The sequence below is a fragment of the Desulfomonilia bacterium genome (genome assembly GCA_036567785.1).
In the GTDB taxonomy this organism is placed as follows: domain Bacteria; phylum Desulfobacterota; class Desulfomonilia; order UBA1062; family UBA1062; genus DATCTV01.
On record DATCTV010000021.1, the window covers coordinates 25,416 to 38,739 of the forward strand.

The 13,324-nt window shown below is 47.1% G+C and carries 12 protein-coding genes and 3 tRNA genes; 11 read left to right on the forward strand and 4 right to left on the reverse strand.

What is annotated here, in order from left to right:
- The first annotated feature begins 1 nt into the window (after window position 1).
- The 7 genes from VIS94_04450 to VIS94_04480 all read left to right on the forward strand — a co-directional run bounded on the left by VIS94_04450 (window position 2) and on the right by VIS94_04480 (window position 5,726).
- Entirely contained in the window at window positions 2-1,534 is a 1,533-nt protein-coding gene (locus VIS94_04450) for an NAD(P)H-hydrate dehydratase (GenBank protein ID HEY9160321.1), read from the forward strand.
- Window positions 1,531-1,977, forward strand: coding sequence for a tRNA (adenosine(37)-N6)-threonylcarbamoyltransferase complex ATPase subunit type 1 TsaE (gene tsaE / locus VIS94_04455; GenBank protein HEY9160322.1), 447 nt, complete (start codon window positions 1,531-1,533; stop codon window positions 1,975-1,977). Before VIS94_04450 ends, tsaE begins: the two co-directional genes overlap by 4 nt.
- Before the next feature lie 7 nt (window positions 1,978-1,984).
- On the forward strand, window positions 1,985-3,220 hold the full coding sequence (locus VIS94_04460; protein HEY9160323.1) for an aspartate kinase: 1,236 nt from the start codon (window positions 1,985-1,987) through the stop codon (window positions 3,218-3,220).
- The gene (gene cimA, locus VIS94_04465) at window positions 3,213-4,784 is read left to right on the forward strand and encodes a citramalate synthase (GenBank protein HEY9160324.1); all 1,572 of its coding nucleotides are present in this window, start codon (window positions 3,213-3,215) and stop codon (window positions 4,782-4,784) included. Before VIS94_04460 ends, cimA begins: the two co-directional genes overlap by 8 nt.
- Window positions 4,785-4,871: 87 nt before the next feature.
- The gene (locus tag VIS94_04470) at window positions 4,872-5,159 is read left to right on the forward strand and encodes a hypothetical protein (GenBank protein ID HEY9160325.1); all 288 of its coding nucleotides are present in this window, start codon (window positions 4,872-4,874) and stop codon (window positions 5,157-5,159) included.
- Between the two features lie 404 nt (window positions 5,160-5,563).
- Window positions 5,564-5,636 (forward strand) — tRNA-Lys (locus VIS94_04475).
- A gap of 12 nt (window positions 5,637-5,648) precedes the next feature.
- A tRNA-Glu gene (locus tag VIS94_04480) sits at window positions 5,649-5,726 on the forward strand.
- Window positions 5,727-5,897: 171 nt separating this feature from the next.
- Here the strand turns inward: VIS94_04480 and VIS94_04485 are convergent.
- From VIS94_04485 to VIS94_04495, 3 genes are all read right to left on the reverse strand, one after another.
- The gene (locus VIS94_04485; protein HEY9160326.1) at window positions 5,898-6,200 is read right to left on the reverse strand and encodes a helix-turn-helix transcriptional regulator; all 303 of its coding nucleotides are present in this window, start codon (window positions 6,198-6,200) and stop codon (window positions 5,898-5,900) included.
- Complete coding sequence (locus VIS94_04490) at window positions 6,187-6,522, reverse strand: type II toxin-antitoxin system RelE/ParE family toxin (protein HEY9160327.1); 336 nt, start codon at window positions 6,520-6,522, stop codon at window positions 6,187-6,189. The genes VIS94_04485 and VIS94_04490 overlap by 14 nt, the downstream gene beginning before the upstream one ends.
- Window positions 6,523-6,600: 78 nt before the next feature.
- Window positions 6,601-7,107 carry a site-specific integrase gene (locus VIS94_04495; GenBank protein ID HEY9160328.1) on the reverse strand — a complete coding sequence of 169 codons (507 nt, stop codon included), beginning with the start codon at window positions 7,105-7,107 and terminating at the stop codon, window positions 6,601-6,603.
- Between the two features lie 89 nt (window positions 7,108-7,196).
- On the opposite strand from VIS94_04495, the gene VIS94_04500 reads away from it, so the two are divergent.
- Window positions 7,197-7,280: transfer RNA gene (locus VIS94_04500), tRNA-Ser, on the forward strand.
- Window positions 7,281-7,367: 87 nt separating this feature from the next.
- Window positions 7,368-8,504: an acyltransferase gene (locus tag VIS94_04505; protein ID HEY9160329.1), complete on the forward strand. Its 1,137-nt coding sequence runs from the start codon at window positions 7,368-7,370 to the stop codon at window positions 8,502-8,504.
- Window positions 8,505-8,508: 4 nt separating this feature from the next.
- On the opposite strand, the gene VIS94_04510 is transcribed toward VIS94_04505, so the two are convergent.
- The gene (locus VIS94_04510) at window positions 8,509-10,122 is read right to left on the reverse strand and encodes an MBL fold metallo-hydrolase (GenBank protein HEY9160330.1); all 1,614 of its coding nucleotides are present in this window, start codon (window positions 10,120-10,122) and stop codon (window positions 8,509-8,511) included.
- Window positions 10,123-10,316: 194 nt separating this feature from the next.
- On the opposite strand from VIS94_04510, the gene VIS94_04515 reads away from it, so the two are divergent.
- Window positions 10,317-12,827, forward strand: coding sequence for a CocE/NonD family hydrolase (locus VIS94_04515; protein ID HEY9160331.1), 2,511 nt, complete (start codon window positions 10,317-10,319; stop codon window positions 12,825-12,827).
- Window positions 12,828-12,949: 122 nt separating this feature from the next.
- Window positions 12,950-13,321 (forward strand): protease inhibitor I42 family protein, encoded by a 372-nt coding sequence (locus VIS94_04520; protein ID HEY9160332.1) that lies wholly within the window; start codon window positions 12,950-12,952, stop codon window positions 13,319-13,321.
- Window positions 13,322-13,324 lie beyond the last annotated feature (3 nt).

Sequence of the window (13,324 nt, forward strand, 5' to 3'; positions counted from 1 at the left end):
TATGAAATGTCTCTTTGCTTCACAGATGAGAAGTGCGGATGCGGCGGCGATCGAAATGGGAATTCCCGCCATAGTTCTCATGGAAAATGCCGGGAGGTCTGTTTTTGACGAGATTGCCGGAAGATGGTCCAGAAAGGATGTTGATAGGGTTATAGTCATTGCCGGGAAGGGCAACAACGGCGGCGACGGATTTGTAGCAGCCAGACACCTCTGGAATGCAGGCTATGATGTCAGCGTCTATCTTATCGGCAGGACATCCGAGGTAAAGGACCATGCAAGGGTGAACCTCGATATCATTATAGCAATGGGATTGCCTATAAAGGTTGTGCTGGATGGCACAGATCTGGAATTGTTAAGGGCTGAACTCAGCTGCAGGAAGCCTTATCTATGCATGGATGCCGTTTTCGGAACAGGGCTTTCAAAAGAGGTTAAAGGCATTAACCGTGCTGTCATCGAATGCATAAACGACAGCAAAATGCCTGTTATATCCGTTGATATACCGTCGGGTCTGGACGCCGATTCCGGTCTGCCTCTCGGGATTGCCGTCAGGGCGACGTTGACTGTAACATTTGGCTATCCCAAGGTCGGACTGGTCCTGGCAAACGGCGTGCCGTATACTGGAGAACTAATTGTCAAGGATATATCGATCCCGAGAATTGTCGAGGACGACTCATGGAAGGTTAAGCTCATGAAACCCGATATCCTTGAGAATATTCCCATCAGAGGTCCGGAAGCCCACAAGGGTGATTTCGGCAGAGTCGCTGTTTATGCTGGTTCGCCTGGTTTTACCGGGGCGGCCTGTCTTTCCAGTGAGGCTGCGCTGAGGACAGGGGCGGGTCTTGTAACTTTATGCGTGCCGGCAGGGATTAATCCGATAATGGAAATAAAACTTACAGAGGCGATGACAAGGCCTTTAGGCATAGCTACTGATTTTCATTTTTCGCCCTCAATGATTGTTGAAGCGATAGACTGTATGAACAAATCCGATGCAGTTGTTGTCGGTCCGGGCATTGGCACTTCGGAACAGGTATCCGAATTCGTATATGAACTTGTCAGGAATTGTGACAAACCTGTGGTGATTGATGCAGATGCGCTTTCAATTCTGGCGGCAAAGCCGATGGTGCTTAAAATTTCCGGTGTGCTCACGCCTCATCCGGGAGAGATGTCCCGGCTTATAGGCTGGGATGTCCAGTCTATCAATCGCGACCGTATAGGAGCCGCTCTTGAATGTGCATCGAAATACAGAGCCGTTGTTGTCATGAAGGGATTCAGGTCGATAATTGCGTCTCCGGATGGGGGTGTTGCGATAAATCCTACGGGATCAAACAGCATGGCATCGGGCGGGATGGGAGATATCCTGTCCGGGATTATCGGTGCTTTCCTTGCGCAGGGGCTCTCAGGGTTTAATGCCGCTTGTCTCGGTGTGTATATTCACGGTATGGCGTCCGATATGGTCTCTGAGACAATGGCCAGAGGCCAGATAGCATCGGACCTGCTGGTTAGGATTCCGCAAATCCTTAAGGCTTCAAGATGACAAAGGAAATAATAACCGCTAGCCCCCGGGAGACATTCAACGTCGGGGAAAAAGTGGCTGTGTCTTTAAAAGGCGGCGAGACGATCCTTCTTACAGGTGATTTGGGCGCCGGCAAGACCATGTTTGCAAAAGGCGTTGCAATGGGGCTCGGGATAGATCCTTCGACACCAGTGGTGAGTCCGACATTCACGCTTATCAATATGTATAAGGCAAGGATTGATATTGTTCATGCCGATTTATACAGACTTGAACCTGAAGGAATTTTAGATCTGGGGATTGAAGAGTACATGGACAATTCTCATGTCATCATGGTAGAATGGGCTGATATTTCGGAGGGATACTTCAAAGGGAACCTTCTCAGGGTTAAAATTGAATATCTTGAGGAAAACAGAAGAAAGATAATCCTCAGCGGGGATATCATCAAAGAGGAGAACTGGAGGTAGGGTACATATGGCACTGGTAGTACAGAAGTATGGCGGAACATCGGTCGGCAGCATTGAAAAGATAAAGAATGTGGCCTCAAAGGTTGCAAAGTCTTATCGTGAAGGAAACAGCGTAGCAGTTGTTGTTTCGGCCATGTCGGGGCAGACGGACAAACTCATTAACTTGGCCAGGGAGCTTTCACCCAGGCCTGATCCGAGAGAACTTGATGTCATTGTCTCGACAGGCGAACAGGTAAGCATAGCCCTGCTGGCCATGGCGCTCAAGGATATAGGAGTGCCTGCACGTTCGGTGCTGGGTTTTCAGATACCCATCATCACGGACAATGCCTATACGAAGGCAAGGATCGAATCCATAACGGACAAGTATTTCAGGAAGATTTTCGATGCTGGCGAAGTGGCGGTAGTGGCCGGGTTCCAGGGAATAACGGATGAAGGAGATATAACGACACTTGGCCGTGGAGGATCGGACACCTCTGCGGTTGCCTTGGCTGCCGCACTGAAGGCGGATATCTGCGAAATATATACAGATGTGGACGGTGTTTATACGAGCGATCCCAATATATGTGAAAAAGCGAGAAGGCTGGATAGGGTATCCTATGACGAAATGCTTGAGATGGCATCTTTAGGTGCGAAAGTCCTGCAGACCAGGTCTGTTGAATTTGCCAAAAAATATAACGTACCTGTAGTTGTAAAAAGTACCTTCACAAACGAAGGCGGCACACTTGTAACCAAGGAGGACAGCGAAATGGAAAGGGAAGTAGTATCGGGAATAACCTATGACAGAAACGAAGCCAAAATATCTCTTCTTGCAATTCCGGACAGGCCTGGTGTTGCTGCCGAGATATTTACGGCCCTTGCTGAGAAGAATATCAATGTTGATATGATCATTCAGAACATCTCGGTTGACGGCAAGAGTGCGGACTTGAGTTTTACGGTGACCAAGAGTGATTTCCAGACCGCCATGGAAATAGTCAAGAATGAAAGCAAAAAACTAAAGGCAAAAGATATCATAGGAGACACATCCATTGCCAAGATCTCGATCGTAGGGGTCGGGATGCGTTCTCATGCAGGTGTCGCCGCACGCATGTTCAATGCGCTCTCAAAGGTCGGTATAAATATACAGATGATATCCACATCAGAAATAAAGGTATCATGTGTTATTGATGAAAAATTCATCGAACTTGGTGTAAGGCAGCTTCACGAAGAATTCTCTCTTGATAAACCGGGGGGAGTAGTTGAGTAAGATCGAGATATACGATACGACATTGAGGGATGGCGCCCAGTCGGAAGACATTGCGTTTTCATTTGACGATAAATGCGCTATCCTTCAAAAATTGGACCAGCTGGGTGTAGATTTTATCGAGGCAGGATGGCCCGGTGCGAATCCGAAAGACGAAAGACTTTTTAAGGCAGTAAAAAAACTTGGAATACGAAACGCCAGAGTCCTGGCATTTGGCAGCACCTGCAGGCCCGGCGGTATCCCAGAAAATGATTCGATACTCAACGCCCTTCTCAATTCACACCCTGACGGCGTGACCATTTTCGGTAAATCATGGGATTTTCATGTAAGGAAAGGCCTGAGGTGCTCATTGAAGGAGAATCTCAGGATCATCAAAGAATCAATTGCTTATTTAAAGAGTAAGTGTCCCCTTGTATTTTTTGATGCGGAACATTTCTTTGACGGTTTTAAAGCAAACAGGGAGTTTTCGCTTGCAACGCTCAAGGCGGCAGTCGATGGCGGGGCGGACAGGATTGTGCTTTGCGATACCAATGGCGGATCTCTGCCTTTTTATGTTTCCGATGTGATTGGAGAAGTAAAAAAGCATATGACAGCCGGTATTGGAATTCATTGCCATAATGATGGAGACCTCGCAGTAGCCAACTCGATAGCAGCCATAAATGCAGGCGCGTCACAGGTACATGGCACTATCAACGGCATTGGTGAAAGGTGTGGAAATGCAAATCTCTGCTCGCTTATACCCGCACTTTCTCTCAAAATGGGATATGAAACAATTCCGGGGGAAAACCTTGTACTGATAACGGAAGTATCACGCTTCTTTGAAGATATTGCCAACCTTTCCCACAACAAACATCAGCCTTATGTGGGGAAATCAGCATTTGCCCACAAGGGCGGAATGCATGTGAGCGCGATACTTAATGAACCGGAAAGTTATGAGCACATCGATCCTCTTTCTATCGGGAATCAGAGGAAGGTTCTTGTATCGGAGCTCTCCGGAAAAAGCAATATTCTGTTTAAGGCCAGGGAGTTTAATCTTGATTTGTCCAGCGACAAGACCGCTGCACAGGAGATAGTGAAAATAATCAAAGACCTCGAGGATTCCGGATTCCAGTTTGAAGGTGCGGATGCATCGCTTGAACTGCTTATGAAAAGGGCTATGGGAATGCATACGAGATACTTCAAGCTCAAAGGGTTCAGGGTGATAACCGACAAGCGCATGGAAGGAACCGAGCCGCTGTCCGAGGCTACAATAATGATTGATGTCGATGGCAATATTGAACATACGGCTGCATTGGGTAACGGTCCGGTCAACGCCCTCGACAATGCGCTGAGAAAGGCGCTCAAGAACTTCTACCCGAAGATAAAGGAAGTGAAACTCCTCGATTACAAGGTCAGGGTCGTCTCTTCCAAGCAGGGTACGGAGTCCGTAGTACGAGTGCTTATTGAATCCGGTGATAAAAGCGGCAACTGGAATACTGTTGGAGTGTCAAGCAATATCATTGAGGCGTCATGGATGGCCCTGGTGGACAGCATGGATTATAAGCTGTTCAAGGATATGAAAAGCTGATTTGCCAAAACTAAAGTCTAATCATTCCTGAGTTTTGTCCGATATGTTTGTTAAAAGAACTGGATAAAAAGGGGGGTTGCTAAGAAAATGATGCAGACTGAAAGGCCGAAAGTTGAGTTCCAGGGTATGCGCAAATGGCTCAAGAAGGGGGAATACATCATTTCCACTATATCGGAGGATGGAACGATCTGGACATTTACAACCGTCAGCATCCCGATATTCGATTTCAGGACAACAAAGATATTCCAGGCTCAGGAATCTGGCATGGCTGAAATAACAGGTGTGGAGCGAGGGGAAGAATTCTTTTTCTCGATTCAGGGCATCAAGGTTTCCAAGGTGTATGATTTTTATATGCAGGACGATCACCCTGAATAAAGCATCCGGGTTACGAACCGGTCAAACATGGCAGTAAGGGGCTTGATGCCCCTTTTTCAATTTATAAGACTGATGACGATATTTGCTGAAACGGTTATAATCAATTCAATCATCACTAAAAATGGAAGACGGGATCTTTCCCTGGATTTCCTGATCATTATGGCCTCGTAAATAAAATAGCCCAGTAATATAAGCAGGCTGAAAACAAGAGAAAGGATATTAAGATACATCAGGGTGCTGTAGCTGAACCATACGCACAGAGGTATTAATATTATTATCCACCACATGATGGATATGAGGATAACACATAAAACAACTATGAGAAAGCAGGTATTTCCCCTATAAAATTGAGGGTATTTTAAACTTGAAATTTTATATTAACCATGACATAGGGAGTCTTCATCGAGCCAGTAGCTCAGTTGGTAGAGCACCTGACTTTTAATCCGGTGGTCGAGGGTTCGAATCCCTCCTGGCTCACTTGGACATTGTGTCCCTATCGTCTAGCCCGGCCTAGGACACCGGCCTTTCACGCCGGCAACAGGGGTTCGAATCCCCTTGGGGACGCCAAGTAATAACAATGGGTTAGATCAAAAGGTCTAACCCATTTACATTTTAAGACATGCTGTCCCCACACTATTCTCCACTGCACTTCATGTCATGACTGATTTTGTCCAGGCGAAAGCGGGCCAGAATATCCCGCCTTGTCGGTCTGCAGAACCTATACCCTGAATGCTCGTGTCATGCGGCTTTATTTTTCGGTATTAATTCAATTTTCAACTTACATCCCACGGCTTCTGCATACTTTCTCAGTGTGGCTATGGACGGTGAATGTTTCTTGCTTCCACCGCCTGATTCTATCCTTGCTACAGCCGGGGCTTTAGTCCCCATGCGTTCTGCAACATCCGCTTGAGTAAGCCCTGCTTTAGTTCGTGCTTTAAGGCACTCATCAAGAAATATGAATTCCTCTTCAAGCGCTGCATATTCGGCCTTAACAGCCGGATTGCTCAACATCTTTTTAACAAATTTATCATGAGTTAGCATTCTGCTTCACCTCCATCATGCGGCGTTTTGCTGTCTCCAGTTCTTTCTTGGGAATTTTATCCGTTTTCTTTATAAAACAATGAAGCATGACAATCTTGTTTCCAATGACCGTACAATAAAGAACACGTGCAATCCCCTCTTTGCCTTTTAGCCTTAGCTCAAATAGACCATCTTCCAGTGCTTTTGTATGTGGCTCTTTCAGGTTCGCGCCATACACGAGCATCCTTTCGGATAGATGAATATAGCGAGCCTGAAGGCTTGCAGGAAGGGAATAAATATCTTCCTGTACCTTCCCGCTATAATATTCTATCGTCCAAGACATAGGAAGGTTATTAACATATTTGTTAAGATTTGACAAGAAAGTTAAATTTTTGTGGCTGTCTTTTTTGGAGGTTCTTCTTCATGCGCTCTTTGATGAGAATGCCTTGTCTATAATTTCCCCCACTATACCTGAAGCCTTCTTTAACGCCTCATCTCGCAGATGTGCATAACGCTGTGTCATTCTGAAATCCTTATGCGTCATAAGCTTCTGAAGGGTATAAACATCCACTTGTTCCGATGAAGCAAGCATTGAAGCATAGGCATGCCTTAAACCATGCATGGGCCTAAGGTTCTTCGGCACGCCCGCCCCTGGGGCTTTAATCTTTATGAAGCCTGTGTTGAAATTTACATCATCACATTGCAACTTAAGAAGTTCGCCGCGCCTCATGCCTGTGTTCAATGCCATGAGCATCATGTTTGCTACAATCCTGTTCGAGTCTGCTTCTATCGCTATTAATAGCCTTCTCAATTCATCAGGTGAAAGGTCTTCTGTAACAACATTATCAACACGGGGCTTCTGTACGGAAAGACCAAGGCCCACACACAGGCCTTTCTTACTGGTTATCCTTCTTATCAGGTTAAGCACATGCCTGACCTTTTGTGGTTTGTGAGTCCTCCATAATTTAATGCGAAACCGGTCAATGTCAGCATTTAGCCTTTCTATGGGGAGGTGAGGTATTTATAGGTAAATGTGAAAAAGGATGTTATAGTTGGCCTTTCACGCCGGCAACAGGGGTTCGAATCCCCTTGGGGACGCCAAAACGATATAGAGGGTCAGGTGAGCAGCCGACCCTTTTTTCTTATTCGGTCTTGCAATGTTTTCACAAAAGTACTTATGCTTTTGGAATGAATACTAATCTTGGCAGGACTGCTTATTTCGATAATATCAGAATAGCCCTCATAATCCTTGTCCTTATGCATCATGTCGGCCAGGCGTACGGGCCCACCGGAGGATGGTGGGCATACCAGGAGCCTGAACGGACTAGGATACTGAACATATTTTTCGCAGTAAACCGCTCTTTCTTCATGAGCCTTTTTTTCTTTATTTCGGGATATTTCATGCCCGGTGCCTATGACAGGAAAGGCCCTGCTAAATTCCTCGCGGACAGGTTCAAACGTCTTGGCATACCACTTCTTGTCTTTTGCCTGGCGATAATTCCCGTATTACACTACTGCTATTTCCTCAACTTCAGGCATTACGGCTATATCGGGTTTTTCGAGTATTACAGAAATTTCTGGTTGGGTCTCGGTGTAAAACCTGCGGACTGGTCTGGTCCCGCATGGCCCGAGTTCAATTTTGCCCAGCTCTGGTTCATTGAACACCTCCTTATATTTACGTGCGTGTATACACTCTGGCGTATGATAAGAAACAGTTCGCCAGGCCGCAAGATGGATGCGCCAATTCCCAAAACATGGCAGATAGTTACATTCTCGCTTATAGTCATGGCCGTATGCGCCGTTGTCAGGATCCCCTACCCCATAGATAAATGGATTGGCTTCCTGGGATTCATTCAGGTGGCCTTTGCCGATGTCCCGCGCGACCTCGGCTGGTTCATCATTGGCGTGCTGGCATACAGGAACAACTGGATAGAACGTTTTCCGGCAAGGTCCGGTTTTGCATGGCTTTGCGTGGGCATTGGCCTTTCCATTCTCTACAGCGTAACGGCATGGTTCAAGGTGTTTCCCTATCCGTTATTCGTATTGTGGGAGACTTTCCTATGCACAGGTTTCTGCATAGGGTTTATGGTCCTTTTCAGGGAAAAAATTAACGGTTCGAACAGGCTTAGTGTTGAAATGGGGCTGTGCACATACGGGGTCTATCTTTTCCATGTACCTGTTCTGGTAATCTTCCAGTACATGTTTGCCGGTGTGCATGCCGGGCCGCTTGTCAAATTCGCCGGCGTATCCGTTATAGCAACAGTTGTAACGTTTGCTTTCACGGCAGTCCTGAGGCGGCTGCCGCTTGCAAGAGAGATATTGTAAACTCTTATCCTGCCAGGATAGCCTCCATGTCTTCGCGGATAGCCTTGAGTCTGTCTATATCTTCGGGTGTTATGCGGCCTGATGCCTCGCCCTCGACAATGGCTGCCTTCAGTCTTGAAAGTTCTGTTTCCACACTGCTTATAGCCTTCATCATTACAGGTGTTATATCGGCGGGCTCAGAGGACGGAACAGCCGTAATTTTACCTGCCCGTTCTCCTGCTGCAAGAATCAGCTTTTCCCTCCAGGCAGGCACCTGTGCATCGAGCCCCAGTTCATCTCTGATAAGCCTTGCCAGCGTATCACTGGCAACAGGTTCACCGTGAACGACAAAGACCTGCGGTGCCGAAGACTTGAAATGTCCCACCCACTCCATGAGGCCCTTCTGGTCGGCATGGCTTGAAAAGCCGTTGATGCTGAAGATGCGCGCCCTGACAGAGATGTTTTCCCTCAAAACCCTTACCGAACGCCTGCCTTCGACAAGCATCCTGCCGGTTGAGCCCTGTGCCTGGAAGCCCACAATTACTATGCTGGCGCCGGGCCTCCATAGATTGTGCTTCAGGTGATGCTTTATGCGGCCTGCCGTGCACATGCCGTTTCCGGCAATCACTATGGCCGGGCCCTTCATTGTGTTGATCGCCATGGATTCCTTCATGTCATTGGTGAACTTAAGATTAGGCAGGTCAAGGGGGTCAATACCGCTATTGACTATGGCGAGTGCTTCTTCGTCGTATTCTTTTTTGTATTTTCTGAAAATATTGGTTGCTTTTATGGCCAGAGGGCTGTCAAGGAATACGGGGATGTCCGGTAGCTTACCGGAGCGGTTTAACTCTGATAAAATATATAAAATCTCCTGTGTCCGCTCAACCGCAAATGCCGGGATGAGTACTTTTTCACCGTTGCCGTATGCATATCTGACGGCATCCAGCAGTTCATCCTTGCTTGCGTCAATTGAACGGTGAAGCCGGTTTCCGTAAGTGGATTCGACAAAGAGAAAGTCGGCTTTATAAAGCTCCTGCGGTTCGCGCATGATGAGCTGATTTCTCTGTCCGATATCGCCTGAAAATACGATCTTTAACTCTCTGCCGTCATCTTTTATCCACATTTCTATAATGCACGATCCCAGGATATGGCCAGCATTCCTGAACCTGAACCTTATGGAATCATCAAGATTGGTAATTATCTCTCTCTGAACAGGTTCGAAATATTTAAAGCAGTTTTCCGCGTTTTCGATCGTATAAAGAGGTTCGACTGTCTTTCTGCCTTTGCGGTTGTTCTTCCTGTTCTGCCATTCGGTATCCGTTTCCTGTACATGGGCTGAATCCAGCAGCATTACCTGACAAAGATCTATTGTTGCAGGCGTTGCCATAATACGGCCCCTGAAGCCGTCTTTAACAAGTTTGGGTATCCGGCCGCTGTGGTCTATATGGGCATGCGTAAGGATGAGGGCGTCAATTTCACTCGGGTCGAAATCCCAGGACAGCCAGTTTCTAAACTCCATATCCACACCGCCCTGGAACATCCCGCAGTCAACAATATATTTTCTGCCGGCACCGGTCTCTATCAGGTAATTTGATCCTGTTACGGTTCCTGCCGCTCCGAGACATGTGACCTTGACCATTCAATTCCCCCCCCCTCTCGAAAGATACCTTATATGGCCACTTATCGGCATAATAGTTTGATTTCTGAGATTAAAATAATTTTTTAAATGGCACTTGCCTGCTAGTTATAGTATTTTATTATAGTCATTATAGTATTATGTTAATGAATCATTTAGTAATATATTCAACAGTTGCAATATTTTTGGAGGAAAAAATGTTTAACAAATTTGCTTTGTGTATTTGTATTTGTGCAGTAACCTTCTTTTCATCTCAGCTCAATGCGGCCGGTGTACTTGGCAGTACCAGCCAGAACAGTCTTGCTTCGGCAGTCAATTCAACAGGAGCGACGGATTATGTAATAGATTTGAATGTCAGGATTGATATCCCTGATCAGTACCGGAGGCATGCCGATGAAAGTCCGGTTGAGTACATAGGCGATCAGAGTATTGGCAAGCTCAAGGGGGTCACGCTTTGGGGCACTCTGGTAAGGCCTAAGGACGACCCTGCGGATGTTGCTGCAGGCCGCATTACGAAAAGGCCAACAATCATCGTTGCAACATGCTACCGCCGTGAGTTCTGTATCATTCCCTGGGGAGTTCCTCTGGTAAAGCACGGCTACAACGTGCTGGGAATAGACCTGAGGGGTTCTGCTTCGTCGGAAGGAAAGTGGGACATATTCACCTTTGAAGAGCAGTATGACGTAGCATATATAGTCGACCACTGGCTGCCGGGTGATAAGGAGGAAGGAGGCATCGAAAACGGCCAGCCATGGTCTGACGGTACTTCCGGCATGATCGGGGCCTCATATATGGCCATTACGCAGCTGAATACGGCTGGCCTTTGCCGGCGGGACAAAAACGGAGAGCCTGAACACCTTAAGGCACTTTTCACATATGTTCCCCAGAGCGATCCTTATAAGGAAACGCTCATGCAGAACGGAAATCTTGACGTATGGTTCATGGTGGGACTCTGGCTGCCCATGACCGATATCCTAGCGATATTGCCTCCCTTGAGTATCCTGGGCGAAAAGGAATTTGTCCCGACAATGGATGAGCTTAACGATGCGGTATCCGCATGGAAAGACCACATGGCCAACATACAAACGCATATCGATCTGGCTCAGGATCCAACACTGGAATATGACGGCGATTTTATAAACCAGCGTTCGAGCATGCAGTACTGGCCGGTTAAACCTGAAGGCGGATGGATGTATCTCGGCAATACCGTGGAAACGGAGAAGTTCAAAGGCCAGCCGATTCCGGAAGGAGAGCGAGTTATCCCCAGCAAGCTGCCCGTGTTCGTGCTTGGCGGATGGTTCTGCATATTCACAAAAGGGACGCTGAATCATTATGAATACGGGCTGTCCCGGCATAATACAGGCGACAAGGCTCTTCTAATGGGCCCGTGGTATCATATGGACGGGAGCATGGGCCTCGGCCTGCCGGACCTTTACAAAACCCAGGCCATTGCCGCCCGCTGGTTTGACTGGAAGATAAAGGGCAAGGTCGATTCCTTCATGACCAAGTTTCCGGTGCTACTTTACGTAATGGGAGAAGACAGGTGGAGGGCTGAAAAGACCTGGCCGCTGCCTGCTTCGAGGGTTGAAAGGAAGAGGCTCTGGCTTTCGGGCAAAAAGGCCTCCGGAATCAGCGGGGATTCTTTCACGATAGGGGCTTTTTCAAACGCAAGGAATAATTACAGCCTCACATGGCAAGTGGATTCTCTTGATTATACCACTAACAGCAGCACACCTGTGCTCAAGCACAGACCGGCTAAACTGCATGGGGCATTGTCCAGGTCAATGGTAAGGTTCTATATAGGCGTGCCAGACATAGCAAACATCATTGCACGAGCGATCAGCGGAAAACCTGGGGCAGGAGACAATGCACCCTGGGAAGATGAGCGTGACGATGAAAAGGGCGTGCTTACATTCACGACAGAACCTCTGGAAAAAGATGTTGAGATTACAGGGCCACTCAAGCTTACATTCTGGGCAAGCACAACTTTTGATACGATAGGATCAGATGCATGGGATAATGTTCTTGAACTCATAAAGAAATATTTTAATATTGATGAACCCAATCTCCTGTTTAATCTGATGAACCGAAAGGACGTCCAGTGGGTCACGGAACTTAACGATGTCTTTGAAGACGGACGCGCAAAGAACATTACTTCAGGCTGGCTTGCGGCATCTCACAGACCCTATGACCCGGACGACACGAAGAAACTGGATAAGTCTTACAAGCCCTTTGATCCATTTTACTGTTATCCGGATCTGCATCCTGATATGATTGAAGAAAACATTCTTTATCCCTATGTCATCGAACTGTGGCCCACCTGCAATGTTTTCAAGAAAGGCCACCGGATACGGTTAAGCATTTCAGGGAGCGATTTCCCCCATTTCCTGCCAGTTCTCAGGCCCTCTGACAATACGTTTGTAATAGATGCAGCACACCCTGCAAATATTGAATTTGATGTGGTCAAATCAGACAATGAAGGCAAAACCTGGAAGTGGATCGGTTCTAAAAGCAAGTATCTTGCAAAGTACAGTGACGGGTGGAACGCCAATCAGGCGGCAAATGCCTATTTGATGGGGCCTGAACAAGGAGACGAGTCGGATAATGATGATTCTGACGATACCCAGAAGGCAAACACCGAGAATGCCGTATCTGACAGTGATTCATCAGGCACCACCTTCTGCTTTATAAACACCGCAAGGATCTAAAATAATTCCGGGGCGGGCATCATGTCCGTCCCGATTACCTGAAGATATTATTTGGCTAAAGCGTTTTGTCCAAAATGACGAAATATCCAATAACAGCCAATATTTCTTGAAGGAGTCTTACCATGAAAAAGACTGGCATTATCCTTATAGCAGCCGCATTTCTTTTTTGTGCGGAAGCGTCTTTTGCGGCCGACAGAACCATTACAGACAGCGATGACTGGATAGACGTAGAAATGAATGTCGGGGATATCCTGACCGTCATTCTCAATGACAACCCTGATGACGGCTATGACTGGACAGTCGGCAGATATGATGACGATATTCTTGAGAGAATAAGCGGTCCCACTGCAATCCCCTCCAATGGAACCGCGGTCACACGGTTCAGGGTTACAGGGACAGGAACAACCGATCTCCTTTTAAGATACAATGATACCAGCGGCGCGGGTGTCAGCGATGTCATGGCATTCCAGGTTACTGTTATCGTAAGAAACTGAAAA